This window comes from Rhizobacter terrae (assembly GCF_003852895.1).
In the GTDB taxonomy this organism is placed as follows: domain Bacteria; phylum Pseudomonadota; class Gammaproteobacteria; order Burkholderiales; family Burkholderiaceae_C; genus Albitalea; species Albitalea terrae.
Map to the genome: position 1 here is coordinate 399803 of NZ_QUSW01000005.1, position 25861 is coordinate 425663.

Sequence of the window (25861 nt, forward strand, 5' to 3'; positions counted from 1 at the left end):
AAATGGGACAACCCGCAACACCTCAGAAAGTTGCAATTCTTGGAGGCGGCATTGCCGCATTGAGCACGGCCTTCGAACTCACGAGCCAGCCGGGATGGCAGGACAAGTTCGACATCACCATGTACCAGCTCGGCTGGCGACTGGGCGGCAAATGCGCCACCGGGCGCGGGCCGAACGACCGCATCCAGGAGCACGGCATCCACGGCTTCCTGGGCTGCTACTACAACGCGCTGCCGATGATGCGCGAGGTCTACGAGGCGCTGGGCCGCAAGAAGGGCGAGCAGCCGCTGGCCACCTTCGACGAGGCCTTCAAGCCCGAGAGCTTCGTGCTGATGTGGGAGTTCATCGACGAATGCTGGAAGCAGTGGCCGTTCACTGCGCCGACCAACAACCTGTCGCCGGGCGATCCGTCGTCGCTGCAAAAGGTGACCGACTGGGTGCAGGCGCTGGTGCGTTTCGTGCACCAGATCTTCGACGACAACATCCACAAGATCACCGAGGGCAACAAGCTGGCCGAGGAGGCCGGCCGTGTGGCCATGTACCTGCTGGACCAGGCCATCAAGGGCGCGCTGGAGCTGGGTGCCGGCGTGATCGAGCTGCTGGACAAGACCTGGGAATGGCTGTCCGAGCACCTGGGCGACCGCTTCACCGACAACGACGACCTGCGTCGCATCTACATCGTGAGCAACTTCCTGCTCGCGATCGTCAAGGGCACGATCAAGGACGACATCGCCAACAAGGGCTTCGACTCCATCGACGACATGAACTTCGCCGACTGGCTGAAGAAGCACGGTGCGTCGAACATGACGGTGTCGTCGGCGCTTGCGCTGAACACCACCAACCTGTCCTACCAGTACCCCAACGGCGACACCACACGCACGGCCACCATGGCCGCGGGTGCCTACCTGCACTGGACGCTGCGCAGCTTCGCGTACATGGGCGCCTTCGCCTGGACGTTCGAGGCGGGCACCGGCGAGACCATCATCGCGCCGATGTACGAGGTGCTGAAGAAGCGCGGCGTGAAGTTCGAGTTCTTCCAGAAGGTCGAGAACCTGCGCCTGAGCCCCGACCGCAAGAGCATCGCGTCGGTGAACATCGGTGTGCAGGCCACGCTGAAGGACCCGGCTGCCGGCTACCAGCCGCTCATCGATGTGAAGGGCCTGCCCGCCTGGCCGGCCGACCCGCACTACGACCAACTGGTGGAAGGCGAGGCGCTCAAGGCCCAACAGATCGACCTGGAGTCGTACTGGTCGGGCTGGCAGCCGGTGGAACAGCGCACCCTGGTGGCCGGCACCCACTACGACAAGCTGGTGTTCGCCATCTCCATCGGCGCCGTGCCTTACCTGTGCAAGGAATTGCTGGACAGCAGCCAGGCCTGGCGCGACATGACGGCCAACGTCACCACCGCCATGACGCAGACCATGCAGCTGTGGTTCAACCGGACCACCAAGGACATGGGCTGGGACTACCAGTTCAAGAACGAGTACGACACCTGCATCGGCGCCACCTACGTCGACCCGCTGGATGGCCAGGTGGACTTCACCCACCTGCTGAAGTGGGAGTCGTGGCCGCAGTCCAACAGCCCCAAGTCGCTGTGGTACTTCTCGGGCCTGATGCCCGACTACGACCCGCCGCCGCCCTTCACCGACACCGACTACCCGCGCCGCCAGCACGACCGCGTGAAGTACCAGTGCATCCAGTACCTGCAGGCCAGCATGGGGCCGCTGCTGCCGCTGGCCACGAGCAACAAGGTGAGCCCGCCGGGGGATCCCATTGGCCTGGACTTCAGCCTGTTGCAGGGGTATGACGAGTCGAAGATGGGCCTGGGCATCAGCCGTTTCGACCAGCAGTTCTGGCGCGCCAACATCGACCCGACCGAGCGCTACGTGCTCTCGCCCCCGGGCAGCACCAAGTACCGGCTGAAGGCCTGGGGCTCGGGCTTCGACAACCTGGTGCTGGCCGGCGACTGGATCTACACCGGGCTGAACGTGGGCAGCGTGGAAGGCACAGTGATGGGCGGGCGGCTGGCGTCGTTCGCGATCAGCGGAGCGCCGGCGCTCACGCAGATCATCGGCTACCCGACGCACTGAGGGAGCCCCCCAGTCGCTTCGCTCCTGCCCCCAAGGGGCACCACCCTGCGGACCGGCGAAGCCGGTTCCGCGGGCGTTGCTTGATCGAACGCGTCGCTCCGCTCGGCTCCAAAAAAATCGGCGCGGCGCCCTGTACAGGGCTACCGCGCCGACTCATTGTTGGGGGTGGATCAGAGCAGGATCATGTCGTCACCTCACAGCAGCACGACCCAGCCGATGACCGAGCAGGTCACGGCCGCGAAGATGAAGATCAGCGACGTGTTGAAGCGCTCGGCGCGCTGGCGGTCGGCGATGCGGCGCGGGCCGGTCTCGCGCTCCAGGTGATGCAGCCGGGCCAGGCTCACGCCGGCGGAATCCCAGCCGACCATCTCGTCGTCGTAGCGCAGGGACTCGGGGCCTTCGCAGGGCACATCCACCGAATCCAGCGGCACGGGCTTGGACGGACGCCAGGACGAGGGCACCGGCACGTCGGACAAGGGCTGGCGATAGACCATCACGTCCGTCGCGGTGGGTTCGTCGCGCACGGCCTGCTGCGCGAGCATCGCCACCTGCAGCGACACAGGGCGCGCCCTGTGCGCCGCGGGCGTGTTGGACATGTTCATGAACGTGGCGGCAATCATGGTGGCGACTCCTCGAACGACGTTTGTTGATTGGATGAATCCAATGTCGTTCTTCGCGCCTATGAAGTCCTGACGCGGCTCTGAAACGTCCTGAAGCGTGTCTTTCAGGTCGTCAGGAGAGGTTCTGCCAGTTGCCGGGGAAGAACCAGAGCAACCCCGCCGTCATGATGAGATAGCGGATGAACTTGCCGATGGCCATGTACAGCACGCAGGGCCACAAGGGCAGGCGAAGCCATCCTGCCACCGCGCACAGTGGGTCGCCCACCAGCGGCAGCCACGACAGCAGGCAGGCGCGGGCTCCGAAGCGTTCAAGCCATCGCAGGGCTCGCGGGTGCGCCGCACCAGGATCGTGCGTGACGCGCTCATAGGCCCGCTCGGCGCCGTAGCCCATCCACCAGGTGATCGCGCCGCCGATGGTGTTGCCGATGGTGGCCACGAGGATGGCCGGCCAGAAGAGTTCGGGGTTCAGCTTGACCAGCCCGAACACCGCCGGCTCCGAACCCAGCGGCAGCAGCGTGGCCGACACGAGCGCGACGATGAAGACCGTGCTCAAGCCGTATTGCGGCAGCGCGAGCTGGGTGAGCAGATGCTGAAACCAATCCTCCATCCGCGGGATTATGCGGAGCCTTCGACACGGCAGGAACGGGGAGGGCTAGCCGCTATACTTCTGCCTCCTTTTTCAGCACTCCCACCCCCACGCCCCCATGAAGATCGGCCACATCGAGCTGCCGAACAGCCTCTTTGTCGCGCCGATGGCGGGGGTGACTGATCGTCCGTTCCGCCAGCTGTGCAAGCGGCTGGGCGCGGGCTATGCGGTCAGCGAGATGGTCACGTCGCGTCGCGACCTGTGGAACAGTCTGAAGACCAGCCGCCGCGCCAACCATGACGGTGAAGTGGAGCCGATCTCGGTCCAGATCGCCGGCACCGACGCGGCGATGATGGCCGAGGCTGCCGCCTACAACATCGACCGCGGCGCGCAGATCATCGACATCAACATGGGCTGCCCCGCCAAGAAGGTCTGCAACAAGTGGGCCGGTTCGGCACTGATGCAGGACGAACCGCTGGCACTGGAGATCGTGGAGGCGGTGGTGGCTGCCTGTGCGCCGCGCAACGTGCCCGTCACGCTCAAGATGCGCACCGGCTGGTGCGATGCCGAGCGCAACGCGGTGCGCATTGCGCGGGCTGCCGAGAGCGCCGGCGTCGCCATGGTCACGGTGCATGGCCGCACCCGCGAGCAAGGCTACAAGGGCTTCGCGGAGTACGACACCATCGCTGCCGTCAAGGCCGCGCTGCGCATTCCGGTGGTGGCCAACGGCGACATCGATTCGCCCGAGAAGGCGCGCGAGGTGCTGCGCGTCACCGGCGCCGATGCGGTGATGGTCGGCCGTGCCGCACAGGGGCGGCCGTGGATCTTCCGCGAGATCGCGCACTTCCTTGAAACCGGCGAACACCTGAGTGCCCCCGAGGTGCTGCAGGCCAAGCGCTGGCTGCTGGAACATCTGGAAGACCACTACGGGCTGTACGGCGAGTACGCGGGCGTGCGCACCGCGCGCAAGCACATTGGTTGGGCGGTGCGGGCGCTGCCTGGAGGAGAAGCGTTTCGTGCCGAGATGAACCTGCTGGAGACCTGCGATTCGCAAGTGCGCGCGGTGTCCGAATGGTTCGATGCCTTGGCCGTCACGCACAAGTTGCTGCCCGTCACGAGCGACGCAGCGAACGATTCATATCTCGAACAACAAGCATGAGCAAAAAACACATCGAGGAGTGCATCCGGGACAGCCTGGAGAGCTACTTCAAGGACCTGCGCGGCGTGGAGCCCACCGCCATGTACGACATGATCCTCAACGTCGTCGAAAAGCCTTTGCTCGACGTGGTGATGAAGCACGCCGAAGGCAACCAGAGCCGCGCGGCCGAATGGCTGGGCATCAACCGCAACACGCTGCGCCGCAAGCTCGTCGAACACAAACTCATCAAGTGATGCCATGACCCAACTGACCGCTCTCCTCTCCGTTTCCGACAAGACCGGCGTGCTCGAATTCGCCCGCGAGCTGCATGGCCTGGGCGTGAAGCTGCTGTCCACCGGCGGCACGGCCAAGCTGTTGGCCGATGCCGGCCTGCCGGTGACCGAGGTGGCCGACCACACCGGCTTCCCCGAGATGCTCGACGGCCGCGTGAAGACGCTGCATCCGAAGATCCACGGCGGCCTGCTGGCGCGCCGCGACGTGCCGGCCCACGTGGCGGCGATCAAGGAACATGGCATCTCGACCATCGACTTGCTGGTGGTCAACCTCTATCCGTTCGAGGCCACCGTGGCCAAGCCCGGCTGCACGCTGGAAGACGCGATCGAGAACATCGACATCGGCGGTCCGGCCATGGTCCGCTCGGCCGCCAAGAACTGGAAGGACGTGGCGGTGCTCACCGACGCGTCCCAGTACGCCGGCGTGCTGGCCGAGCTGAAGGGCGGCGGCATCAGCCAGAAGACGAAGTTCGCGCTGTCGGTGGCGGCGTTCAACCGCATCTCCAACTACGACGGCGCGATCAGCGACTATCTGTCGTCGCTGAAGGAAGACGGCACGCGCAACGAGTACCCCGCGCAATCGAACTCGCAATTCGTCAAGCTGCAGGACCTGCGCTACGGCGAGAACCCGCACCAGACGGCGGCCTTCTACCGCGACATGCATCCCGCGCCGGGTTCGCTCGTCACGGCCAGGCAGTTGCAGGGCAAGGAGCTCTCTTACAACAACATCGCTGATGCCGACGCCGCCTGGGAATGCGTGAAGAGCTTCGACACGCCGGCCTGCGTGATCATCAAGCACGCCAACCCTTGCGGGGTGGCGATGGGCGCGAGCCCGGCCGAGGCCTACGCCAAGGCGTTCAAGACCGACCCGACCTCGGCCTTCGGCGGCATCATCGCCTTCAACCGCGAGCTGGATGCGACCGCGGCGCAGGCCGTGGCCAAGCAGTTCGTCGAAGTGCTGATTGCCCCGAGCTTCACGCCTGAAGCGCTGTTGGTGTTCGCTGCCAAGGCCAACACCCGCCTGCTGCAGATCGCGCTGCCGCCGGGCGGCGCGACACCGTGGGACCATGGCCGCAACGCGCAGGACATCAAGCGCGTCGGCTCGGGCCTGCTCATCCAGACCGCCGACAACCGCGAGGTGCAGCGCGGCGAGCTGAAGGTCGTGACCAAGGTGCAGCCCACCGAGTCGCAACTGAACGACCTGCTGTTCGCCTGGAAGGTCGCGAAGTACGTCAAGAGCAATGCCATCGTCTTCTGCGGCGGCGGCATGACGCTGGGCGTGGGTGCGGGCCAGATGAGCCGCATCGACTCGGCGCGCATCGCCAGCATCAAGGCGGAGAACGCGAGCCTGTCGCTCAAGGGCTCGGCCGTGGCCAGCGATGCCTTCTTCCCGTTCCGCGATGGCCTGGACGTGGTGTGCGAAGCCGGCGCGACCTGCGTGATCCAGCCGGGCGGCAGCGTGCGCGATGACGAAGTGATCGCGGCGGCCGACGAGCGCGGCATCGCGATGGTGCTGACGGGCGTGCGGCACTTCAGGCACTGACGTCATTCCCGTCATCCACCCCGTTCAGGCCAAGCCTGAACGGGCGGTATTGCCCGTGTGAACCCTAGCCACCCAAACGGGTGACACGGTCCCGTTTCGCAGGCCCGCTGAGCTAGTATCCGCCCCCATGAAACTTCCCGAGGCAGCGGGGCTCTTCCTCGCCTTCCTGGCCCGACTCATCACCGGCGCACAAGGCCATTGGTATGGATGCCCGCCCAAGGCGGAACAGCGCATCTACTTCGCCAACCATCAGAGCCACTTCGATTGGGTGCTCATCTGGGCCGCGCTGCCCAGTGACCTGCGCAGCGTCACCCGCCCCATCGCCGCCAAGGACTACTGGACCTCCAGCAAGCTCAAGCACTGGATCACCCGCGAGATATTCAACGCGGTGTATGTGAACCGCCAGCGCACCGACGACCAGGACCCGCTGGAGCCTTTGGCCGAGGCGCTGAAGAACGGCGACTCGCTGGTCATCTTTCCCGAAGGCACGCGCGGCAACAAGGGCGACCCGATGGCCTTCAAGTCGGGCATCTATCACCTGGCCGAGCAGTTCCCGCACGTGCAGCTCATCCCCGCGTGGATCGACAACGTGCAGCGCGTGATGCCCAAGGGCGAAGTGGTGCCCGTGCCCATCCTGTGCTCGGTGACCTTCGGCGCACCCATCCAGCTGCAGGAGGGCGAGGACAAGCGTGCCTTCCTCACCCGCGCGCGTGAAGCCGTCGTGGCCTTGAGGAGCATCCGCTGATGGGCGCGCTTCGTGACCTGAGCATCAGCCAGCAGATCGGCCTGCTGTTCCTCGCGCTGTTCGGCGTGCTCGCGCTCGTCACCGTCGTCGAGGTGACGCGCACGATCAAGGACCTCACGCCCGAGCGGCAGGAACTGCACGAGCAGTTCAAGCGCGACCTGCGCGCCGTGTGGTGGGGCGCGGTGCTGTTCTGGATCTCCTGGGTGCTGGGCGCCTTCGTCGCCACGCTGCTGTTCGGCTTCGTCTCCTTCGTGGCCTTCCGCGAGTTCATCACGCTCACGCAGACGCGCCGGGCGGACCACCGCAGCCTGCTGCTCGCCTTCTTCTTCGTGCTGCCTTTCCAATTCGTGCTCGCGGGCAGCCAGCGGCTGGACCTGTTCACGGTGTTCATCCCCGTGTACGTCTTCTTCGCCATCCCGGTCATCAGCGCCTTCGGCAACGACCCGCAGCGATTCCTGGAGCGCACCTCCAAGATCCAGTGGGGCATCATGGTCTGCATGTACGGCATGAGCCATGCACCAGCGCTGCTGCTGCTGAACCTGCCCAAGTTCGCCGACCGCGGCGCGTTCATGGTGTTCTACCTCGTGGTGGTGGTCGCCACCGCGCAGATCGCGCAGGAAGTGGCTTCGCGCTGGCTGCGCCGCCGGCCGGTGGCCCGGGCGATCAGCCGATCGTTCTCATGGCGGGCCTGGGCGATCGGCGCGGGCGTGGCGGCCTTCGTGGGGGCGCTGCTGTACTGGGCGACGCCGTTCAAGCCCATTCCCGCGCTGGTGATGGGCTTCATCGCCGGCGGCACCGGTACCCTGGGTGAGTTCGTGATGAAGGCGCTCAAGCGCGATGCAGGCGTTCGCAGCTGGGGCGGCAAGGCGTCGGTGACGGGCGCCGTGGGGCTGCTCGACCGTGTGGCGCCGCTGTGCTTCTCGGCGCCGGTCTTCTTTCACGCGGTGCGCTGGTACTTCGGCATCTGATGTCGCACCCACCGCGCTGAGCCGCACGACAATCCGCCCATGCGCATCCTCGGCATCGACCCCGGCCTGCGCACCACCGGCTTCGGCGTGATCGAGACCGAGGGTGCCAAGCTGCACTACGTGGCCAGCGGCACCATCAAGACGGATGCCGTGGACATCGGCCAGCTGCCGGCGCGGCTGAAGATCATCTTCGACGGCGTGCGCGAGGTCACCTCGCGCTACCAGCCGACGTGCGCGGCGATGGAGATCGTGTTCGTCAACGTCAACCCGCAGTCCACGTTGCTGCTGGGCCAGGCGCGTGGAGCGGCACTGACCGCGCTGGTTTCCACCGACCTGGAGGTGTCGGAGTACACCGCCTTGCAGATGAAGAAGGCCATCGTCGGCCACGGCCAGGCGCGCAAGGAACAGGTGCAGGAGATGGTGATGCGCCTGCTCAAGCTGCCGGGCCTGCCTGGCAAAGACGCAGCCGATGCGCTGGGCCTGGCGATCTGCCATGCGCATGCGGGGGCGTCGTTCGCCGCCATGCAAAAGGGCACGACGCTTTCACGCCGTGCCCATGCGCAATACAAACGCGGCCGGACCTACTAGCGGCTACTAGCGGCTGCCTGCCTTCAGCTTGCGACGAGCCAGCGGAAGCAGGGCGAGTCCGCCGAGCATCATGAGATAGCTGGAGGGTTCCGGAACGGGCCGGGCCAGGTCGGTGATGGTTTGGGTCGAGAAGCCCATGTCGAGGCTGAAGGTGGTGGCCTCGTCACTGTCGTTGCGCAGAAAGAACCCGACAGGGTCGACAACGTGGGTGGTGCCGCCGTGGAAGTACGGAGGCAGTTCGAAGTAGGAACTGAAGCCATGGCCGGTGATTCCACCGCCGCCGCCCATGATGAGCAGGCGTTCGTCGTCCGTGGCGGTCAGGAGCAGCTGGGTGTCGTACACCATGGCGCCGCTCCAGTCGATGCCGCTGTGTGCGTCGAGCGTTCCGCTCAGGTGAAGGAGCGGGGACGGCGTGATGTGGTCGTAGTCCGTCCAGAACTCGCCTCCGAAGCTGAACGAGGTGTTCCATGGCGCCAGGCTTTCACCAGGCGATAGCGTGAGCGTCGGTGACGTAGCGTCGCTGGCATCGAGATCGACCAGGGACAGCTTCGGGTCGGCCATGGTCACGGTGAATGAGCCGGCATGTGCGGCCGAACAGGCAAGCAGCAGTGCTGCAGCGAGAGTGCGCATCGAGACAATCCTCCTGAGTGTTGTTGGAGGCGGGAGTATGTGGACAAGATGGTGCGCATGACTCTCGCTCTTTGTGGGGGGGATGACCGGACTTACCGGACCCGGCCCTGTGCCCGCTTGCGGCGCAGCAGCGGTAACGCGGCTAGTCCGCCGAGCATCAGCAGGTAAGTCGAGGGTTCAGGCACGGGCCGCGGGTAATCCGAGGACTGCTGGAACGCCTCGAATCCGAGGTGCATCTCGAAGTTTGCCGGGCCGTCGGTGTCGTTGGCGAGGAAGAGGGAAGCGGCGAAGGACTCGTGGGAGTCGGTGCTGCGAACGTATGGGTTGATTTCGAACTCTGAATGGGTGGCTGCATTGGTGTAGCCGCTGCCACCGCCATAGAGAGCCACGTTTTCAGACTGGGTCGCTGTCACCGGGAGCAGATGCACGTCGATCGTCACGGTGCCGTTCCAGTCGATGGCGCTGTGTGCGCTCAAGGTGCCGTAGAGCGACACTGCGGGGCACGACTTCATGTCGGTGTAGTCCGACCAGAACTCGCCGCTGCAGACGAGCGGCTTGTTCCAGTCCGCGACGGATGTGCCATAAAAGAGCGTGAGCGCGGGCGTGATGCCGTCACTGGGATCGAGGTCTCGCAGGACCAGGCTGGGATCGGTCACGCTGATGCTGTACGTTCCGGCCTGGGCGACCGAGCAGGTCAGCAGCAAGGCTGCGATGAGGGCGCGCATTGATTTCCTCCTGAATGTTTTTTGAATGGGCCGCCAGTCTATAGACCAAACCATGACGGCCGGCTTTACCCTTCGCTGGAAGTGGCGCCCTTGACAGGCGTTCACAAACCACTGTCGTCGTGGCCTCTACAATTTCGGCCAATGGCCGCTTTCGCCGGCTTGTTTCAAAGGATTTCTTTTCATGAGCGCTGAGCCCCCTGCCTTTCCTCCGCATCCGAATTCACCGGACCTGAGCCACATCGCACCACGCGACAAGGCGGAGATATTGGCGGAGGCCTTGCCCTACATCCGGCGCTTCCACGGCAAGACCATCGTCATCAAGTACGGCGGCAACGCCATGACCGACCCGGCGCTGCAGCAGGACTTCGCCGAAGACGTGGTGCTGCTCAAGCTGGTGGGCATGAATCCTGTGGTCGTGCACGGCGGCGGCCCGCAGATCGACGAGGCGCTGGCCAAGGTCGGCAAGAAGGGCACCTTCATCCAGGGCATGCGCGTCACCGACGACGAGACCATGGAAGTGGTGGAGTGGGTGCTGGCCGGTCAGGTGCAGCAAGACATCGTGGGCCTGATCAACGCCGCCGGTGGCAAGGCCGTGGGCCTGACCGGGCGTGACGGCGGACTCATCCGCGCACGCAAGCTCAAGATGCTGGACAAGAACGACCCGACCAAGGAACACGACGTGGGCCAGGTCGGCGAGATCGAATCCATCGACCCGTCGGTGGTCAAGGCGCTGCAGGACGACCAGTTCATCCCGGTCATCTCTCCGCTGGGCTTCGGCGGCAACAACGAGAACTACAACATCAATGCCGACGTGGTGGCGGGCAAGCTGGCCGAAGTGCTCAAGGCCGAGAAGCTGATGATGCTCACCAACATCTCCGGCGTGCTGGACAAGCAGGGCAACCTGCTGACCAACCTGTCTGCGCGCGAGATCGACGATCTGTTCGCCGACGGCACGATTTCCGGCGGCATGATGCCCAAGATCGCCTCGGCGCTGGATGCGGCGAAGAATGGTGTGAATACCGTGCACATCATCGATGGCCGCGTCCCTCATGCGATGCTGCTGGAGATCCTCACCGAGCAGGCCTACGGCACGATGATTCGATCGCATTGAGGCCCCCCAGTCGCTGGCGCTCCTGCCCCCGAGGGGCGCCACCCTGCGGGCTGGCGGAGCCAGTGCCGCGGGCGTTGCTTGACGTGGCGCTTGCTTCGCTGGCGCATCTTGGGTTGGTGCCTTGAGAACGACCTGGCTGTTTGACCTCGACGACACGCTGCATGACGCGTCGCACGCTGCGCTCGGCCAGACGAGCGCAGCGATGACGGCCTACATGGTCGATCACCTCGCGATGACCGACCAGCAGGCCACGCAGCTGCGCCAGCACTACTGGAACCGCTACGGCGCCACGCTGCTCGGGCTCATCAAGCACCACGGCGTGAAGGCTTCTCACTTCCTGGAAGAGACCCACCGGTTGCCGGGCCTGGAAAGCCGCGTGCGCATGCACCCGGCCGACCGGGCGGCCTTGGCCCGCCTGCCAGGACGCAAGTTCATCCTGACCAACGCGCCCCGGGCCTACGCCCTGCGCGTGCTGGGCGCCTTGCGCCTCACGGGGCTGTTCGACGGCATCCTCAGCATCGAGGACATGACCATGTTCGGCCACCACCGCCCTAAGCCGGACGCCCGGATGTTCCGCGCGATGGCCGCGCGGCTGAAGACGCGGCCCAGCCGCTGCGTGCTGGTGGAGGACACCCTGGCCCACCAGCGTTCCGCACGGAAAGTGGGCATGCGGACGGCCTGGATGCAACGCTACCTTCGTGCCGCAATTCACGCGCCCGGCGGCTGCGTGAAAGTCAGTGTTCACCCCTGCCCCAAGCCCGCATACGTGTGTGCCAGAATCAAGCAGATACAAGCTTTGCGCTCGATTTGGTGCATTCGCGATGACAACTCACACTGAGCACACACCGGAAGGCACCGTCGTTGGGGGCGCTGCAAGCGCTGACGGTGAAGCAGCCGCCACGGCCGGCATTCCCGGCGTGCGCAAGCGTCCCAAGCCGGGCGAACGTCGCGTGCAGATCTTGCAGACGCTGGCGTCCATGCTGGAGCAGCCGGGCGCCGAACGAATCACCACCGCGGCCCTGGCCAGCCGGCTGGACGTCTCCGAAGCCGCGCTGTACCGCCACTTCGCCAGCAAGGCGCAGATGTTCGAAGGGCTCATCGAGTTCATCGAGCAAAGCGTGTTCACCCTGGCCAACCAGATCAACGAACGTGAAACCGCCGGCACCGTGCAGGCGCAGAAGATCCTCACCGTGCTGCTGCAATTCGGCGAGAAGAACCCCGGCATGACCCGCGTGATGGTGGGCGATGCGCTGGTGTTCGAGAACGATCGGCTGCTGGCGCGGATGAACCAGTTCTTCGACCGCATCGAATCGCAGCTTCGCCAGAGCCTGCGTGCCGCGGCGGAAGAGGCCGGCTCCAACACGCCCACGGTGGATGCGAATGCGCAGGCCTCGGTGCTCACCGCCTTTGCGGTCGGCCGCCTGCAGCGCTACGCCCGCTCCGGCTTCAAGCGCACCCCCACCGAACACCTGGATGCCGCCTTGCAGCTGATGCTGGGCTGATCTTGCCGGGGCGCCATAGCCCCTAACATCCCTGCATGGCGACGCTCACCGTCGGCGGACATGCGCTGACGCTGCTGCCCGAGAAGGCGGCCTTCCTCGACGACTTCCGCACCCTGCTGGTGGCCGATGCGCACATCGGCAAGGCGGTGTCGTTCCGCTCGTTCGGCATTCCGGTCCCGCGCGGCACCACCAGCGACAACCTCGCGACACTCACCCGGCTGATCGAGCGCACGCAGGCGGCGAGGGTGGTCTTCCTCGGCGACTTCCTGCACTCGAAACGTTCCTATGCCCCGGCCACCATGGACGCCGTGGCGCGCTGGCGGCAGGCGCATGCGGATCTCGACCTCACCCTGATCCGCGGCAACCATGACGACCGTGCCGGCGACCCGCCCGCGTCGCTTCGGTTCAGCGTGGTGGACGAACCATTCACTCTCGGCGGGCTCGCGCTTTGCCATCACCCGCAGGACGTGCCTGGCCGGTACGCCCTGGCCGGCCACATCCACCCCTGCATCCGCCTGGGCGGACGCGCCTTCGACAGCCTGCGTCTGCCGTGCTTCCACTTCACACCCAGCCACGGCGTGCTGCCAGCCTTCGGCAGCTTCACCGGCATGCACCGCATCCACCCGGGCGAGGGCGACCGCGTCTTCGCCATCGCCGACGATGCCATCCAGGAAGTCTGACCCGCTCCCCATAAACTCGCGGGATGCCCGATCTCGATTCCCTCATCTCGCGCGCCGAGGCCCTGATGGCGCGCCTGGAAGCGGTGCTGCCGCATCCGCTGGCGTCGCCCGACTGGTCGGCGTCCATCGCCTTTCGCTATCACAAGCGCGGTGGCTCCGGCTGGCTGGAGCCGGTGCGCCATGTCGCCACCATCCGCCTGGCCAACCTGCGCGAAGTCGAGCCGCAGAAGGAGCGCCTGCTGCGCAATACCCAGCAGTTCGTCGCCGGCCACGGGGCCAACAACGTGCTGCTGACGGGCGCACGCGGTACGGGCAAGAGCTCGCTCATCAAGGCCTGCCTCAATGAATTCGCGCCGCAGGGGCTTCGGCTCATCGAGGTGGACAAGGCCGACCTGGTGGACCTGCCCGACATCGTCGACCTCGTCGCCGCCCGCCCCGAGCGCTTCATCGTCTTCTGCGACGACCTGAGCTTCGACGAGGGCGAGCCCGGCTACAAGGCGCTGAAGTCCATCCTCGATGGCTCGGTGTCCCAGTCCTCGGAGAACGTGCTGATCTACGCCACCAGCAACCGCCGCCACCTCCTGCCCGAGTACATGAAGGAGAACCTCACCTACCAGCACACCGAGGATGGCGAAGTGCATCCCGGCGAGGTGGTGGAGGAAAAGATCTCGCTGTCCGAACGCTTCGGGCTGTGGGTCAGCTTCTATCCCTTCAGCCAGGCCGAGTACCTGAGCATCGTGGCCGAGTGGCTGCGCGGCTTCGGCGTGAGCGAGGAAGCCATCGCCGCCGCGCGCCAGGAAAGCCTGGTCTGGGCCCTGGAGCGCGGCTCGCGCTCGGGGCGGGTGGCCTACCAGTTTGCACGCGACTATTCCGGACGGCATCACGCATGAGCAGCACCGAACGCACCCCTGTCGATGTGGCCGTCGGCGTGCTCATCGACGTCAACGACCGCTTCCTGCTCACCTCCCGCCCTGAGGGCAAGGTGTATGCCGGCTACTGGGAGTTCCCGGGCGGCAAGCTCGAAGCCGGCGAGACGGTGGAACAGGCCTTGCGCCGCGAACTGATCGAGGAGCTGGGCATCACCATCGGCCATGCCCACCCCTGGAAGATCGAGATGATGGACTACCCCCATGCGCTGGTGCGCCTGCATTTCTGCAAGGTCTACGAGTGGGAGGGCGAGTTCCAGATGCGCGAGCAGCAGACCATGGCCTGGCAGACCCTGCCGGTGCAGGTGACGCCCGTGCTGCCCGGTACCGTGCCGGTGCTCCAATGGTTCGCCTCCGAGCGTGGTTTCCAGGGCGCGACCCACCAAGGCTGATTGCTACACTGATTTCATGGACTGGTTGGACGAAGTGAAATGGGATGAGAAAGGCCTCATCCCCGTGATCGCGCAGGAGGTCGGCACCAACGACGTGCTGATGTTCGCCTTCATGAACCGCGAGGCCTTGGCAAAGACCGCCGAGCTGGGCGAGGCGGTGTACTTCAGCCGCTCGCGCAACCGCCTTTGGCACAAGGGCGAGGAGTCCGGGCACATCCAGAAGGTGCACGAGCTGCGCCTGGACTGCGACAACGACGTGGTGCTGATGAAGGTGGAGCAACTGGGCCACACCCCCGGCATCGCCTGCCACACCGGGCGCCATTCGTGCTTCTTCCAGCTGTACAAGGACGGTGCCTGGCACACGGTGGAACCCGTCCTCAAGGACCCGGAGCGCATCTACAAATGACCTCATCCAACGACACGCTGGCGCGCCTGGCGCAGGTCATCGAGCAGCGCAAGGCGGCCGACCCGGACAAGAGCTACGTGGCCAAGCTCTTCCACAAGGGCACGGACGCCATCCTGAAGAAGATCGGCGAGGAAGCCACCGAGACGGTCATGGCCGCCAAGGACGGCGACCGCCAGAAGATCGTCTACGAGGTGGCCGACCTCTGGTTCCACTGCATCATCGCGCTCAGCGCCTTCGACCTGTCGCCGGCGGACGTGCTGGCCGAGCTGGAGCGCCGCGAGGGCCTGTCGGGCCTGGCCGAATTCGCCGCACGCAAGGACAAGCCATGAACGCGATGATCCCGGCACCGCAGCACGACCGCCAGAGCCTGACCACCATCACGCACGTGATGTACGCCCTGCACGTGGCGACATGGTTCTCGGCCGGCATCTTCTCGGTGATCGCGATCATCATCAACTACGTGAAGCGCGGCGACCTGCCCGACGACTTCTTCCGCAGCCACTTCCGCTGGCAGGCGCGCAGCTTCTGGTTCACGCTGCTGTGGTTCGTGCTGGCGGCACCGCTGTGGATCATCTTCATCCCCGGCGCCTTCGCCTATGCCGTGATCGGCCTGTGGTACCTGTACCGATTCGTCCGCGGCTGGCTGGCATTCGCCGACGGCCGCGCCATGCCCGTTCCTCCGACTTGAGATGACCATGTCAGACCCCAACTGCATCTTCTGCAAGATCGTCGCCGGCCAGATTCCCTGCAAGAAGGTCTACGAGGACAGCGAACTTCTCGCCTTCCACGACATCCATCCCTGGGCACCGGTCCACGTGCTCATCATCCCGAAGGTGCACGTGGCCATGCTGTCCGAAGTGGACGAGACGCATGAGAAGTGGCTGGGCAAGATGCTCTTGCTGGCCCCGAAGCTGATGAAGGAACTGGGTGTGACCAATGGTTTCCGCACCGTCATCAACACCGGGCCGGACGGCGGGCAGGAGGTGTATCACCTGCACATGCACGTGTTCGGCGGGCCGCGTCCGTGGGCCAAGGGTTGAACGGGGCGGCTGACCTAGAATCAACGGTTACGTCGTTTGGAGAGACATCATGGGTGGATTGAGCATTTGGCACTGGCTGATCGTGCTGCTGATCGTGGTGCTGGTCTTCGGCACCAAGAAGCTGAAGAACATCGGGCAAGACCTGGGCGGTGCAGTCAAGGGCTTCAAGGACGGCATGAAGGACGGCTCCGCGTCGGCTGATGCGCCGCCAGCGCAGGTCACCAACAACTCGAGCACGACCAAGGCCACCGACGCCAACACGGTGGACGTGGAAGCCAAGAACAAGTCCTGAGCGGCACATAGCCCGCAGCGCCGCGCGCCCCGTCAATGATCGACTTCGGCTTCGACAAGATCGCGCTCATCGGCGCGGTCGCTCTCATCGTGCTCGGCCCTGAGCGGCTGCCGCGCGTGGCGCGCACCGTGGGCCATCTGCTGGGCAAGGCGCAGCGCTACGTGGCCGACGTGAAGGCCGAGGTCAACCGCTCCATCGAGCTGGAAGAGCTCAAGAAGATGAAGGGCCAGTTCGAGACCGCGGCCCGCGACGTGGAGCAGCAGGTCTCCAAGGAAATCCACCAGACCACGGCCGAGCTGGAAAAGAGCTGGGCCGATGCCGACCCGCTGTCGCCGTCCTACGAGAACGCCAACGCGGGCTGGACGCCGGTGCCGGTCTACAAGCATCCGAAGAAGAACTGGCGCCTGAAGCGCGGTGCCATGCCGCAGTGGTACAAGCAGCGCCACGGCATCCGCGGCAAGGCCCAGTCGGGCGCTGCGCGCGTTGCCCGCTTTCGTCCACCCCGCACCGGTTCCTGACGCATGAGTTCCAACCCCGGCCCCGACGAGCTCGAGGGCACCGAGCAGCCGTTCGTCACGCACCTCATCGAGCTGCGCGACCGCATGCTCAAGTCCATCTATGGCCTGGGCCTGGCGCTGGCGGTGCTGGCCTTCTGGCCCGGGCCCAGCCGGCTCATCGACTGGCTGGCGATTCCCATCCGCCAGCACATGCCGCCGGGCACCAAGCAGCTCATCGCCACGGGCGTGTTCTCGCCCTTCTTCATTCCGTTGAAGGTGCTGCTGATGGCAGCGGTGCTGCTGGCGCTGCCCTGGCTCATCTACCAGGCCTGGGCGTTCATCGCGCCGGGCCTGTACAGCCATGAGAAGCGCTTCGGGCTGCCGCTGATCATCTTTGGCAGCCTGCTGGCCTACGCGGGCATCGCCTTCGTGCAGTTCTTCGTGCTGGAGCGCATGTTCGCCTTCATCCAGAAGTTCACGCCCGAGACGGTGGCGGCCATGCCCGACATCGCCTCCTACGTGGAGACCATCCTCGGGCTGTACATCGCCTTCGGCCTCGCGTTCCAGGTGCCCATCGTGGTGATCCTGCTGGTGCGCGTGGGGCTGGTGACGCTGGAGCAGCTCAAGAGCTTCCGCAGCTACTTCATCGTGGTGGCGTTCATCGTCGCCGCGGTCATCACGCCGCCGGACGTGGTGTCGCAACTGGCGCTGGCGATTCCGATGTGCCTGCTCTACGAAGCGGGCATCCTGGCGGCGCAGTTCTTCCTGAAGAACACGAAGAAGCCGGAAGAGGAAGCGTCCTCTTCCTCCTGAGATTCAGCCCGGTTCAGCGCTCGCGCCGCACCGGATTCTTCGGCCGCTGAGCCACCGTCACCTTCAGCTCCAGCGCCTTGTCGCCGCGCTGCACCGAAATCACCGCCGGCGTCTGCGGCTTGAGCGCTGCCACCGCGGTGAGCAGCTGCGAGGTGTTGCTGATGGGCGTGTCGGCCACCTTGGTCACCACGTCGCCGGGGCGGATGCCGCCCACGCTCGCGGGCCCCTCTTGCAGCACGCCGGTGATGAGCACGCCTTCCTTGATCGGCAGGTTGAAGGTCTCGGCGATCTCGGGCGTGAGGTCACGCGGCTCGACGCCGATCCAGCCGCGGGTGACCTGGCCGTCGCGGATCAGGCCCTCCATCACCTGCCTCGCCGTGCTCACCGGAATCGCGAAGCCTATGCCCAGGCTGCCGCCGGTGCGCGAGAAGATGGCCGTGTTGATGCCCAGCAGGTTGCCGCTGGCATCCACCAGCGCGCCGCCCGAGTTGCCCGGGTTGATGGCCGCGTCCGTCTGAATGAAGTTCTCGAAGGTGTTGATGCCCAGCTGGTTGCGACCCAGCGCGCTCACGATGCCGCTGGTGACCGTCTGGCCCACGCCGAAGGGGTTGCCGATGGCCAGCACCACGTCGCCCACCTGGACGGCATCGGCATTGCCGAAGGTGATGACGGGCAGCTTGTCCAGCGCGATCTTGAGCACCGCCACGTCGCTCTCGGGGTCCGCACCCACCACCTTGGCCTTGGCGCGGCGGCCATCGGCCAACTGCACCTCGATCTCGTCGGCGCCTTCGATGACGTGGTTGTTGGTGAGCAGGTAGCCGTCAGTGCTGACGATCACGCCCGAGCCGAGGCCGATCTGCGGCTCCTGCTGCTGCTGGCGCGCGCGGTCGCCGAAGAAGAACTGGAACCACGGGTCGGTGGCGTGCGGGCTGCGCGGCGGCGCCTTGCTGGCGGTGATGCTCACCACCGCCGGCGTGGCGCGTTTGGCCGCGGCGGCGTAGCTGTTCGGGCTGGTGCTCGCGCCCCCCAGAGACACCGGCTGCACGGCATTGATCGACACGCCGGTGGGGATGCCCGCCGCGCCGCGCTTTTGCAGCCATTCCGGCTTGAGCGTGGCCACGACGAACAGCACCGCCACCGCCACGGTGACGGCTTGGGAGAAAATCAGCCAGGTCTTGCGCATGAATGGAGTTCGAGTGTCCTCACGATCCGAAATCGAGTCGTACCTTCATACGCTGCTGGACGTCGGGCGGTTCCGGGATTATGGGCCGAACGGTCTGCAGGTGGAGGGCAAACCCGAGGTGAGGCGCCTCGTCTGCGGCGTCACCGCCAGCCGCGCGCTGATCGATGCCGCCATCGAGGACGGCGCCGACGCCATCCTCGTGCACCACGGCCTCTTCTGGCGCGGGCAGGACGGCCGCATCACCGGCTGGCTGAAGCAGCGCATCGAGCGGCTGCTGGCGCACCAGATCAACCTCTTCGCCTACCACCTGCCGCTGGATGCGCATGCGGAGCTGGGCAACAACGCGCAGTTGGGCAAGGTGCTGTCGCTGAGCGCCGATGCGCGCTTCGGCGAGCAGGACCTGGGATTCATCGGGGCTGCGGATTCATCCGTGAGCTTTGATGAGCTTGCCGATCGCGTGCGCACGGCGCTCGGTCGCTCCGTGGTGGCCGTGCCGGGCGATGGCCGGCCGCTGCGCCGCATCGCCTGGTGCACCGGCGGCGCCCAGGGCTACTTCGAGGGCGCCATCGCCGCCGGCGCCGATGCTTTCATCACCGGTGAAATCTCGGAGCCCCAGGCGCACTACGCCCGGGAGACCGGCGTCGCCTTCATCGCCTGCGGACACCATGCCAGCGAACGCTACGGCGCGCCGGCCGTGGCCGCGCACGTGGCGCAGCGCTTCGGCCTGTCGCACCGATTCATCGACATCGACAACCCGGCGTGAAATGAGGCCCCCCAGTCGCTGGCGCTCCTGCCCCCGAGGGGCGCCACCCTGCGGACTGGCGGAGCCAGATCCGCGGGTGTGGCTCGAGGGGCGCTTCGCTATCTGCGAAGGCTTTTCTCCTTCGTGATCCACTCGTCAACCAAGGCTTCCAGCACCGGCAGCGGCACGGCGCCATGGTCCAGCACGACCATGTGGAAGCGGCGGATGTCGAACTTCTCGCCCAGCGCCTTCTTCGCCTTGTCGCGCAGCTCGATGATCTTGAGCTGCCCGATCTTGTAGCCCAGGGCCTGGCCGGGCCAGACGAAGTAGCGGTCGACTTCGCCGGTCACGTCCTCGCGCGAGACGCCGGTGCGCTCGGTCATCCAGTCGATGGCCTGCTGGCGGGTCCAGCCCAGCGAATGGATGCCCGTGTCCACCACCAGCCGCGCGGCGCGCCAGATCTCCATGCGCAGCTGCCCGAAGCGTGATTCGGGCGCGGTGTACAGCCCGAGCTGGTCGCCCAGGCCTTCGGCATACAGCGCCCAGCCTTCGCCGTAGGACACCACCCAGTAGCTGCGGCGGAAGTTGGGCAACTGGCCCAGCTCCAGCGCGCGCGAGCTCTGCAGGTGGTGGCCCGGCACGGCTTCGTGCAGGAACAGCGCCTCCATCTCCCACTTCGGACGGATCTTCAGCCCGACCACATTGGCGTTGAACCAGCCTGGCCGTGAACCGTCGGCGCTGCCGGAGCTGTAGAACTCCGCCTTGTTCTCGCCCTGGTAAGGGGGAATGGGCCGGATGCCGTAGGGCGTGCGCGGAATCTCCGCGAAGAGCTTGGGCAGCTCCGGATCCACGCGCTTGGCGATGTCACGGTAGCCCGAGAGCAGGTCCTCGCCGCGGGTGTAGAAGAACTTCGGGTCGGTGTTGAGGTATTCGACGAACTTCGCGAAGCCGCCCTGGAAGCCGGTCTTGGCGATCAGCGCTTCCATGTCGGACCGCAGCCGCGCCACCTCGCGCTGGCCCAGGTCGTGGATGGTCTGGATGTCCATCTTCACCGTGGTCTGGCGGGCCACCTGGAACTGGTAGACCTCGCGGCCGCCGGGGTAGTCGCTCATTGCGCCGGAGTCAGGGCTGGCGGGCAGCAGTTCGTCGGCGACCACGCGGCGCAGCTCGCGCAGCGCGGGCATCACCTGCTCGCGCAGGGCACGCTGCGCATCAGCGGCGATGGCAGCGCGCTTGTCGGACGGCACATCGGCGCCCAGCTTGGTGAAGGGCTCGTACAGCGGGCTCTTGGTCACGTCGTCCACGAGCTGCTGGTCGATCTGCCCGGGCACCTCCTGCAGCGAGGCCTTGTGGGTGACCCACTTCAGCCGCTTGCCCTCGCGCATCCAGTGGATGTCCTGCTTCACCCGCAGCGGGAAGGCGTTGTAGCGGGCAATGAGATTGCGAGCGTCGTTCTCGGTGCGCATGGGCATGGCCTGCACCAGTTGCTCCAGCTCGAGGTGCTGGCCATCGATCGCGCTGATGACGCGTGTGCGCAGCACCGGGAATTTCTGGGCCTCGACCAGGTCGGCCAGGCGGTGCACGAAGATGTCGTAGGAGACGCGCTCCTCGCCTTGCAACTTCTCGCGCGGGATGGCTTTCGCCTTCGCCAGCATCTCGCGCTCATGGGCCTCGGCACGCGCCACGGCTTGCGGGGAGGCGTCGCTCAGCCTGTCGTCGAAGCGATGGTCGCCGTAGTAGGTGGCGAACTCGGGGTTGTTGCGCATCGACCATTCCCAGTCCTCGTTGAAAAGGGCGTTGAGCCGGGCGGATGCGGTGGTCTTGACCTTGGTGGCCTGCGCGGTCTTCGGACCAGACGCCACGGCAGACTCCGCGAACGAACCTGCTGCGATGGCGGCGGCCACGGCGAGAAGAATGGGCTTCATCAAAAAAGCTTCGCCGGACGCCACCCTCTTGAGGCGACGACCGGCGCTGTGCGTTGAGGTGGGCGAAGCTTAACGGTGGCGGCGTGGCAGGGGCAAGAGTGCGAGTCCGGCGATGAGGAGAGCCCAGGTTTCAGGGGCATCGCTTTCGCACGCCACAATCCCTGCCATGACTCCATCGCTTCCCCTGGCCATCACCCAAGGCGATCCCTGCGGCATCGGCCCGGAGATCGTTGCCAAGTTCTTCGGTTGCCATGACTCGTCCGGCTGCTTCGTCGTGGGCGACGCGTCGGTGATTCGGCGTGCGGTGAAGCAGTCCGGCGGCGGATTGGCGGTGGCCGTCATCGAGTCACCCGCCGATGTGGTACTTGCTCCTGCGCGATGCATTCCCGTGTGGGAATCGTCCGTGGACCCTGGCCTGGCCGATGTGCCGATGGGCCGCGTCGACGCGCGAGCCGGTGCCGCGGCAGCCCGATGCATCACCGACGCCACCGCCATGGCCATGCGCGGCGAGATCGCCGGCATGGTCACCGCGCCCATCCACAAGGAAGCGCTGTCGGCCGCCGGGGTCAAGTTCCCGGGGCACACCGAGATGCTGCAATCGCTGGCCGCGGTCGATGGCCGCGTCCCGCCGGTGCGCATGATGCTGGCCAACGACGAGCTGCGCACGGTGCTCGTCACCATCCACATGTCGCTGCGACGCGCCATCGATGCGGTGAGCTTCGACGCCGTGCTCGACACCATCCGCATCTCGCACGATGCCGCCCGCCGCTGGGGCATGGCGTCGCCGCGCATCGCGGTGGCCGGCCTCAACCCGCATGCTGGGGAGGGCGGGCTGTTCGGCTCGGAGGAGGCAGACATCATCGCGCCGGCCATCGCGGCTGCGCGGGCGCTGGGCATCGATGCCAGCGGTCCCTACGCCCCCGACACGGTCTTCATGCGCGCCCGCAACGCGCCGGGCCACCCGGGCGAGTTCGACATCGTGGTCGCGATGACGCACGATCATGGCCTCATCCCCGTGAAGTACCTCGGCGTGGAGCATGGCGTGAACGTCACGCTGGGCCTGCCCTTCGTGCGCACCAGCCCGGACCACGGCACGGCCTTCGACATCGCCGGGACGGGCAGGGCGGATGAATCGAGCCTGGCGGCGGCAGTTCGGATGGCGAGGCACTTGTCGCGCGGCTAGACACCACACGGCGGGGCGGTCAGTGCCGGGTGGTCGGCGCCGCCTTCGACGATGACTTCAGCGCCGCCAGCTGCCGCCTGGCACGTGCAGTGGCACGCTCCATCAGGTAGGCATGCTCGACCGCCCGCAGGCGGTTGCTCTCGCACATGCGCGAAAGCATGCGAGCGGTGAGCGAGATGGTTTCCTGGTGCTTGCGCCCGCGGGTGAACACGAAGAAGTTGCGCCCCGGGCTGACGTAGTTCAGCCGCACCTTCTGCCACTGGTCCTTCAGCAGCATCTGGTAGGCGAAGCCCACGCGGATGTGGTCGATCAGGCTCGCACCATGCGTGGGCACCGACGGGTCGGGCGCGGCGAGGTCCAGCGGGATGTCGATGCCCAGGTCCAGCGGCGCTGAATCGGTGGTGTCCACGCCGCCGGGCACGGTGTCTCCGGCTTCGGCCGCCACCACCGCATCGAGGTCGATGTCCACCTCGCCGGACCAGTCCACCGCGCTTTCTTCCACCAGGCCCACGGCCTGAGCTTCATCGGGCGTGAAGCGCTGTTCGATCTCGGACGATTCCAGCGTGACCGGCTCGGCCTGCGAGAACTCGTGCGCGCCGGGGATGGGGCTGTTGAAGATGCCCTCGAGCTGCTTGGCCAGCAGGTTGTGCTCCAGCTCCGTCATCGGCGGCGCCTTGAGCGACTCCGCATGCGAGGGCAGCAGCTTGCCGAAGAATTCCTTTTGCGCCAGCTCCGACCAGCCGATCAGCTTCAAGCCCTCGTTGAGGTCCTTCATCAGCGTGGGCAGCTGCATCAGGAAACGCTTGCGCATCACCGGGGAGCCCTTGGGCTGCACGCTCATCACCAGGTCGCGGCCGGCGGCACGGAAGCGCTTGGCGATGTCGGAATCGACGCCGTTCCTGCGGCTGACGAACACCAGCGCCTGGCTCCACACCTGCGAGGCGAAGTCGCGCAGGTAGTCGGGCATGGTGATGCCGCCCAGCGCCGAGTTCAGCTGCGCCATGTAGCGCTGCTGGATGCGCAGCTCGGATTCCTTGCTCTCCAGCACCGTGGCGGTGCCGCTGCGCTTGGCGGTGTCCTCGGCCTGGCCGGAGATGAAGCTCTCCAGGTCGGTGAGCTTTTGCGAGTACAGCTCGATCTGGTCGAAGTCGCCCTCGACGATCTCGTGCACCAGGCTCTTCACGCGGTCCAGGAACTCCTTGCCGGGGCCTTCGTCGAAGTCGTCGAACGCGCAAGCCAGCGAGGCCAGGCGGTTGACGAAGCGGCGCACCGGGTGGCGGCGCGAGGAGAAGAAGCCGGAATCCACCAGCGCCACGCGCAGCACCGGCAGCTGCAGCCGGGCGATCTGGCGCGCCATCTGCGGCGGTACCTTGGCGTCGGAGAGGATCTGGTCGAACAGGCTGCCCACGACGTCGATCACCATGTGATCGAGCTTGCCGCTGGATGCCTGCATCAGCTCTTCGCGGTGGGCCTTGATGAGGTTGACCGCCATCAGGCCGGTCAGGCCGTCGGAGTAGCCGACGTTGGCCACGGAGCCCGGGTCGGCGGCCAGCGCGCCGATGGCGCCGTGCAGGGTGCCGCTGCCACCGCCCATGCGTCCGATCCCGGTCTGCGGGGCGAAGCCGCCCGGCTCGGTGGCCAGGGAAATGTCCACGTTGCCCGGCCGGCTGGCCAGGAAGGTGAGCCGGCGCAGCAGCGTCATCAGCTGAGCGTCAGCCTCTGCGGAAACGCCCGCCGCCGAGCGGCGCGCCGAGCCGGTGTTCGGGCTGCCGGGGCCTCCCGGGCCGCCGGAACCGCCTGAGCCACCTCCCATGCCGCCGCCGCTGAAGCTGCCGCCGGTGCTCGGACCGGTCGAGTAGCCCGTGGTGGCGCCGTAGGGCACCTGCCGCGTCGGGGCCCCGCCACGCATGGTCGGCGCACCCTGCGTCGAGGAAAAGTCGGTGCCCGGCCCGCCGCGCATGTCGGCCGGGCGCGTGCGGGTGGAATTGAATTCGTCGTGGATGCTCGTGTAGCCGGAGTTGGCGCCCTGGCCGGGGCCGGCCACCGTCTTCACCGTGAGGCCGACCGGCTGGATGTTGCGGTTCTGCAGATCGCGCAGGATGTTGGCGAAGCACGTCGGCATCGCCTGCGACATGGTCTGCGCGAACTCCTTGGCCAGCAGCCGGCGGCCGTCCGGGTCGTTGGTGATGGCCTCGATGGCACGGTAGATCGCCATGCCCAGCACGTCCGCGCGCAGCGGGTTGCGTTCCTCGTCGGCGCGGCCCAGGTTCAGCACCGAGCCCATGTAGGCCGCCATCTCGCGCAGCTCCCATTCGCAGGAATGGGAAATCTGTTGGCCGATGCGCTCGGCGAACATGCGCTCCTCGACCTCGTGGTCTTCCACCAGGGTGAGCGACTCCCAGCTGGCGGAGAACTTGCGCCGCGGGTCGACCGCGCGGGGGGAAATCTCTTCCTGGATCTTGTCCATCAGCTGCTTGCCGAAGGACAGGTGGAAGGTGTTCATCTTCTTGCGCAGGTCGATCTGCGTGGCCAGCAGCAGGTCGCGCTCGAAGATGCGGGTGGCCGCCTGCGCCTGATTGCCCAGGCTCGAAGCCACGCGCTCGGCCACCGCCTGGGTGGTGGCCTTCACGTGGGCTGCGGCCGCCTCCACGGCGGCGGGCAATCGGGTCTCGCTGGGGTTCATTGGGGAATCAAGGCCGCTTACTCGCACAGGTCCTCGCAGGGTCCACTCGCAAGGTCCGGTCCCGGCAGACTCCTCTACCGGGCTTTGAAGTATGGACCGAAAAAGCCCGGGCCAATTTCACGGTAAGCGGCATCATCCCTCACTTCTTCAGCGAATCGCGGATCTCGCGCAGCAACTGGATGTCCTCCGGCGTGGCTGCAGGCGCTGGCGGGGGTTCCTGGGTCTTGAGCTTGTTGATGGCGCGCACCATCATGAAGATGATGAAGGCCAGGATGACGAAGTTGACGGCCACCGTCAGGAAGTTCCCGTACGCGAACACCGCGCCGGCCTTCTTGGCCTCGGCCAGCGCCATGCCCGAGGCCTGCCCCGCCAGCGGGATGTAGTAGCTGGAGAAGTCCAGCCCGCCGAAGATGCGGCTGACGATGGGCATGATGAGGTCGGCCACCACTGAATCGACGATCTTTCCGAATGCCGCACCGATGATCACGCCGACGGCGAGATCGACCACGTTCCCTTTCATCGCGAACTGCTTGAACTCGGATCCGAAACTCATCGCGTGC

Annotated in this window: 30 protein-coding genes; 22 read left to right on the top strand and 8 right to left on the bottom strand. The window is 66.2% G+C overall.

Annotated features, from left to right (window positions below; translation table 11 throughout):
- The first annotated feature begins 2 nt into the window (after window positions 1–2).
- Window positions 3–2090: an NAD(P)-binding protein gene (locus DZC73_RS19400; RefSeq protein WP_124542012.1), complete on the top strand. Its 2088-nt coding sequence runs from the start codon at window positions 3–5 to the stop codon at window positions 2088–2090.
- A gap of 194 nt (window positions 2091–2284) precedes the next feature.
- Here DZC73_RS19400 and DZC73_RS19405 read toward each other — a convergent pair whose 3' ends face one another.
- Both DZC73_RS19405 and DZC73_RS19410 read right to left on the bottom strand, forming a co-directional pair.
- On the bottom strand, window positions 2285–2710 hold the full coding sequence (locus DZC73_RS19405) for a hypothetical protein (protein WP_124542013.1): 426 nt from the start codon (window positions 2708–2710) through the stop codon (window positions 2285–2287).
- Between the two features lie 112 nt (window positions 2711–2822).
- Window positions 2823–3317 (bottom strand): YqaA family protein, encoded by a 495-nt coding sequence (locus DZC73_RS19410; RefSeq protein ID WP_124542014.1) that lies wholly within the window; start codon window positions 3315–3317, stop codon window positions 2823–2825.
- Between the two features lie 97 nt (window positions 3318–3414).
- Here DZC73_RS19410 and dusB point away from each other — a divergent pair, with 97 nt between their 5' ends.
- The 6 genes from dusB (at window position 3415) to ruvC (ending at window position 8571) form a co-directional block, all read left to right on the top strand.
- Complete coding sequence (gene dusB, locus DZC73_RS19415) at window positions 3415–4455, top strand: tRNA dihydrouridine synthase DusB (RefSeq protein WP_124542015.1); 1041 nt, start codon at window positions 3415–3417, stop codon at window positions 4453–4455.
- On the top strand, window positions 4452–4688 hold the full coding sequence (locus DZC73_RS19420; RefSeq protein ID WP_124542016.1) for a Fis family transcriptional regulator: 237 nt from the start codon (window positions 4452–4454) through the stop codon (window positions 4686–4688). Before dusB ends, DZC73_RS19420 begins: the two co-directional genes overlap by 4 nt.
- Window positions 4689–4692: 4 nt before the next feature.
- Complete coding sequence (purH, locus tag DZC73_RS19425; protein ID WP_124542017.1) at window positions 4693–6270, top strand: bifunctional phosphoribosylaminoimidazolecarboxamide formyltransferase/IMP cyclohydrolase; 1578 nt, start codon at window positions 4693–4695, stop codon at window positions 6268–6270.
- 127 nt (window positions 6271–6397) lie between these two features.
- Complete coding sequence (locus DZC73_RS19430; RefSeq protein ID WP_124542018.1) at window positions 6398–7015, top strand: lysophospholipid acyltransferase family protein; 618 nt, start codon at window positions 6398–6400, stop codon at window positions 7013–7015.
- Window positions 7015–7983 (top strand): phosphatidate cytidylyltransferase, encoded by a 969-nt coding sequence (locus DZC73_RS19435; protein WP_198414897.1) that lies wholly within the window; start codon window positions 7015–7017, stop codon window positions 7981–7983. The genes DZC73_RS19430 and DZC73_RS19435 overlap by 1 nt, the downstream gene beginning before the upstream one ends.
- Before the next feature lie 39 nt (window positions 7984–8022).
- A complete protein-coding gene (gene ruvC, locus DZC73_RS19440) occupies window positions 8023–8571 on the top strand; it encodes a crossover junction endodeoxyribonuclease RuvC (RefSeq protein WP_124542020.1) in 549 nt (182 codons plus the stop codon).
- A gap of 6 nt (window positions 8572–8577) precedes the next feature.
- On the opposite strand, the gene DZC73_RS19445 is transcribed toward ruvC, so the two are convergent.
- Window positions 8578–9201 carry a PEP-CTERM sorting domain-containing protein gene (locus DZC73_RS19445; protein ID WP_124542021.1) on the bottom strand — a complete coding sequence of 208 codons (624 nt, stop codon included), beginning with the start codon at window positions 9199–9201 and terminating at the stop codon, window positions 8578–8580.
- A 92-nt stretch (window positions 9202–9293) separates the two neighbouring features.
- On the bottom strand, window positions 9294–9926 hold the full coding sequence (locus tag DZC73_RS19450; protein WP_161974652.1) for a PEP-CTERM sorting domain-containing protein: 633 nt from the start codon (window positions 9924–9926) through the stop codon (window positions 9294–9296).
- Window positions 9927–10107: 181 nt separating this feature from the next.
- On the opposite strand from DZC73_RS19450, the gene argB reads away from it, so the two are divergent.
- The 13 genes from argB to tatC all read left to right on the top strand — a co-directional run bounded on the left by argB (window position 10108) and on the right by tatC (window position 17585).
- Window positions 10108–11037, top strand: coding sequence for an acetylglutamate kinase (gene argB, locus DZC73_RS19455; RefSeq protein ID WP_124542023.1), 930 nt, complete (start codon window positions 10108–10110; stop codon window positions 11035–11037).
- A 121-nt stretch (window positions 11038–11158) separates the two neighbouring features.
- The gene (locus DZC73_RS19460; RefSeq protein ID WP_124542024.1) at window positions 11159–11875 is read left to right on the top strand and encodes a pyrimidine 5'-nucleotidase; all 717 of its coding nucleotides are present in this window, start codon (window positions 11159–11161) and stop codon (window positions 11873–11875) included.
- On the top strand, window positions 11859–12539 hold the full coding sequence (gene slmA / locus DZC73_RS19465; RefSeq protein WP_124542025.1) for a nucleoid occlusion factor SlmA: 681 nt from the start codon (window positions 11859–11861) through the stop codon (window positions 12537–12539). Before DZC73_RS19460 ends, slmA begins: the two co-directional genes overlap by 17 nt.
- 35 nt (window positions 12540–12574) lie before the next feature.
- A complete protein-coding gene (pdeM, locus tag DZC73_RS19470; RefSeq protein ID WP_124542026.1) occupies window positions 12575–13219 on the top strand; it encodes a ligase-associated DNA damage response endonuclease PdeM in 645 nt (214 codons plus the stop codon).
- 23 nt (window positions 13220–13242) lie between these two features.
- Window positions 13243–14109, top strand: coding sequence for an ATP-binding protein (locus DZC73_RS19475; RefSeq protein WP_124542027.1), 867 nt, complete (start codon window positions 13243–13245; stop codon window positions 14107–14109).
- Window positions 14106–14537, top strand: coding sequence for an NUDIX domain-containing protein (locus DZC73_RS19480; protein WP_124542028.1), 432 nt, complete (start codon window positions 14106–14108; stop codon window positions 14535–14537). Before DZC73_RS19475 ends, DZC73_RS19480 begins: the two co-directional genes overlap by 4 nt.
- A gap of 16 nt (window positions 14538–14553) precedes the next feature.
- Window positions 14554–14943: a phosphoribosyl-AMP cyclohydrolase gene (hisI, locus tag DZC73_RS19485; RefSeq protein ID WP_124542029.1), complete on the top strand. Its 390-nt coding sequence runs from the start codon at window positions 14554–14556 to the stop codon at window positions 14941–14943.
- The gene (locus tag DZC73_RS19490; RefSeq protein ID WP_124542030.1) at window positions 14940–15272 is read left to right on the top strand and encodes a phosphoribosyl-ATP diphosphatase; all 333 of its coding nucleotides are present in this window, start codon (window positions 14940–14942) and stop codon (window positions 15270–15272) included. Before hisI ends, DZC73_RS19490 begins: the two co-directional genes overlap by 4 nt.
- Window positions 15269–15631, top strand: a complete 363-nt coding sequence (locus DZC73_RS19495) for a DUF4870 family protein (RefSeq protein ID WP_124542031.1) — start codon at window positions 15269–15271, stop codon at window positions 15629–15631. The genes DZC73_RS19490 and DZC73_RS19495 overlap by 4 nt, the downstream gene beginning before the upstream one ends.
- 7 nt (window positions 15632–15638) lie before the next feature.
- Entirely contained in the window at window positions 15639–15983 is a 345-nt protein-coding gene (locus DZC73_RS19500; RefSeq protein ID WP_124542032.1) for a histidine triad nucleotide-binding protein, read from the top strand.
- Window positions 15984–16032: 49 nt separating this feature from the next.
- On the top strand, window positions 16033–16275 hold the full coding sequence (tatA, locus tag DZC73_RS19505) for a Sec-independent protein translocase subunit TatA (protein ID WP_124542033.1): 243 nt from the start codon (window positions 16033–16035) through the stop codon (window positions 16273–16275).
- A gap of 35 nt (window positions 16276–16310) precedes the next feature.
- Window positions 16311–16793, top strand: a complete 483-nt coding sequence (gene tatB, locus DZC73_RS19510; protein WP_124542034.1) for a Sec-independent protein translocase protein TatB — start codon at window positions 16311–16313, stop codon at window positions 16791–16793.
- Between the two features lie 3 nt (window positions 16794–16796).
- Window positions 16797–17585 carry a twin-arginine translocase subunit TatC gene (tatC, locus tag DZC73_RS19515; RefSeq protein ID WP_124542035.1) on the top strand — a complete coding sequence of 263 codons (789 nt, stop codon included), beginning with the start codon at window positions 16797–16799 and terminating at the stop codon, window positions 17583–17585.
- 13 nt (window positions 17586–17598) lie between these two features.
- Here tatC and DZC73_RS19520 read toward each other — a convergent pair whose 3' ends face one another.
- Entirely contained in the window at window positions 17599–18768 is a 1170-nt protein-coding gene (locus DZC73_RS19520; RefSeq protein WP_124542036.1) for a S1C family serine protease, read from the bottom strand.
- Between DZC73_RS19520 and DZC73_RS19525 the strand changes: the two genes are divergently transcribed.
- The gene (locus DZC73_RS19525) at window positions 18767–19531 is read left to right on the top strand and encodes a Nif3-like dinuclear metal center hexameric protein (protein WP_124542037.1); all 765 of its coding nucleotides are present in this window, start codon (window positions 18767–18769) and stop codon (window positions 19529–19531) included. The genes DZC73_RS19520 and DZC73_RS19525 overlap by 2 nt on opposite strands.
- Window positions 19532–19629: 98 nt before the next feature.
- Here the strand turns inward: DZC73_RS19525 and DZC73_RS19530 are convergent, their stop codons facing one another.
- Window positions 19630–21435, bottom strand: a complete 1806-nt coding sequence (locus tag DZC73_RS19530; protein WP_124542038.1) for a DUF885 domain-containing protein — start codon at window positions 21433–21435, stop codon at window positions 19630–19632.
- 166 nt (window positions 21436–21601) lie between these two features.
- On the opposite strand from DZC73_RS19530, the gene pdxA reads away from it, so the two are divergent.
- Entirely contained in the window at window positions 21602–22618 is a 1017-nt protein-coding gene (pdxA, locus tag DZC73_RS19535) for a 4-hydroxythreonine-4-phosphate dehydrogenase PdxA (RefSeq protein WP_124542039.1), read from the top strand.
- Between the two features lie 19 nt (window positions 22619–22637).
- Here pdxA and DZC73_RS19540 read toward each other — a convergent pair whose 3' ends face one another.
- Both DZC73_RS19540 and mscL read right to left on the bottom strand, forming a co-directional pair.
- A complete protein-coding gene (locus DZC73_RS19540; RefSeq protein WP_124542040.1) occupies window positions 22638–25301 on the bottom strand; it encodes a DUF1631 family protein in 2664 nt (887 codons plus the stop codon).
- Between the two features lie 139 nt (window positions 25302–25440).
- Window positions 25441–25854: a large conductance mechanosensitive channel protein MscL gene (gene mscL, locus DZC73_RS19545; RefSeq protein WP_124542041.1), complete on the bottom strand. Its 414-nt coding sequence runs from the start codon at window positions 25852–25854 to the stop codon at window positions 25441–25443.
- Window positions 25855–25861: the final 7 nt, after the last annotated feature.

Bases quoted from the DNA above. Each gene is read 5' to 3' on its own strand.
- pdeM (WP_124542026.1), top strand. From the start codon at position 12,575: ATGGCGACGCTCACCGTCGGCGGACATGCGCTGACGCTGCTGCCCGAG.
- tatA (WP_124542033.1), top strand. From the start codon at position 16,033: ATGGGTGGATTGAGCATTTGGCACTGGCTGATCGTGCTGCTGATCGTG.
- DZC73_RS19420 (WP_124542016.1), top strand. From the start codon at position 4,452: ATGAGCAAAAAACACATCGAGGAGTGCATCCGGGACAGCCTGGAGAGC.
- mscL (WP_124542041.1), bottom strand. From the start codon at position 25,854: ATGAGTTTCGGATCCGAGTTCAAGCAGTTCGCGATGAAAGGGAACGTG.
- tatC (WP_124542035.1), top strand. From the start codon at position 16,797: ATGAGTTCCAACCCCGGCCCCGACGAGCTCGAGGGCACCGAGCAGCCG.
- pdxA (WP_124542039.1), top strand. From the start codon at position 21,602: ATGACTCCATCGCTTCCCCTGGCCATCACCCAAGGCGATCCCTGCGGC.
- DZC73_RS19525 (WP_124542037.1), top strand. From the start codon at position 18,767: ATGAATGGAGTTCGAGTGTCCTCACGATCCGAAATCGAGTCGTACCTT.
- purH (WP_124542017.1), top strand. From the start codon at position 4,693: ATGACCCAACTGACCGCTCTCCTCTCCGTTTCCGACAAGACCGGCGTG.
- DZC73_RS19430 (WP_124542018.1), top strand. From the start codon at position 6,398: ATGAAACTTCCCGAGGCAGCGGGGCTCTTCCTCGCCTTCCTGGCCCGA.
- ruvC (WP_124542020.1), top strand. From the start codon at position 8,023: ATGCGCATCCTCGGCATCGACCCCGGCCTGCGCACCACCGGCTTCGGC.
- DZC73_RS19490 (WP_124542030.1), top strand. From the start codon at position 14,940: ATGACCTCATCCAACGACACGCTGGCGCGCCTGGCGCAGGTCATCGAG.
- DZC73_RS19435 (WP_198414897.1), top strand. From the start codon at position 7,015: ATGGGCGCGCTTCGTGACCTGAGCATCAGCCAGCAGATCGGCCTGCTG.
- DZC73_RS19405 (WP_124542013.1), bottom strand. From the start codon at position 2,710: ATGATTGCCGCCACGTTCATGAACATGTCCAACACGCCCGCGGCGCAC.
- DZC73_RS19410 (WP_124542014.1), bottom strand. From the start codon at position 3,317: ATGGAGGATTGGTTTCAGCATCTGCTCACCCAGCTCGCGCTGCCGCAA.
- DZC73_RS19450 (WP_161974652.1), bottom strand. From the start codon at position 9,926: ATGCGCGCCCTCATCGCAGCCTTGCTGCTGACCTGCTCGGTCGCCCAG.
- DZC73_RS19530 (WP_124542038.1), bottom strand. From the start codon at position 21,435: ATGAAGCCCATTCTTCTCGCCGTGGCCGCCGCCATCGCAGCAGGTTCG.
- tatB (WP_124542034.1), top strand. From the start codon at position 16,311: ATGATCGACTTCGGCTTCGACAAGATCGCGCTCATCGGCGCGGTCGCT.
- DZC73_RS19495 (WP_124542031.1), top strand. From the start codon at position 15,269: ATGAACGCGATGATCCCGGCACCGCAGCACGACCGCCAGAGCCTGACC.
- DZC73_RS19500 (WP_124542032.1), top strand. From the start codon at position 15,639: ATGTCAGACCCCAACTGCATCTTCTGCAAGATCGTCGCCGGCCAGATT.
- slmA (WP_124542025.1), top strand. From the start codon at position 11,859: ATGACAACTCACACTGAGCACACACCGGAAGGCACCGTCGTTGGGGGC.
- hisI (WP_124542029.1), top strand. From the start codon at position 14,554: ATGGACTGGTTGGACGAAGTGAAATGGGATGAGAAAGGCCTCATCCCC.
- DZC73_RS19540 (WP_124542040.1), bottom strand. From the start codon at position 25,301: ATGAACCCCAGCGAGACCCGATTGCCCGCCGCCGTGGAGGCGGCCGCA.
- argB (WP_124542023.1), top strand. From the start codon at position 10,108: ATGAGCGCTGAGCCCCCTGCCTTTCCTCCGCATCCGAATTCACCGGAC.
- DZC73_RS19520 (WP_124542036.1), bottom strand. From the start codon at position 18,768: ATGCGCAAGACCTGGCTGATTTTCTCCCAAGCCGTCACCGTGGCGGTG.
- DZC73_RS19400 (WP_124542012.1), top strand. From the start codon at position 3: ATGGGACAACCCGCAACACCTCAGAAAGTTGCAATTCTTGGAGGCGGC.
- DZC73_RS19445 (WP_124542021.1), bottom strand. From the start codon at position 9,201: ATGCGCACTCTCGCTGCAGCACTGCTGCTTGCCTGTTCGGCCGCACAT.
- DZC73_RS19475 (WP_124542027.1), top strand. From the start codon at position 13,243: ATGCCCGATCTCGATTCCCTCATCTCGCGCGCCGAGGCCCTGATGGCG.
- dusB (WP_124542015.1), top strand. From the start codon at position 3,415: ATGAAGATCGGCCACATCGAGCTGCCGAACAGCCTCTTTGTCGCGCCG.
- DZC73_RS19480 (WP_124542028.1), top strand. From the start codon at position 14,106: ATGAGCAGCACCGAACGCACCCCTGTCGATGTGGCCGTCGGCGTGCTC.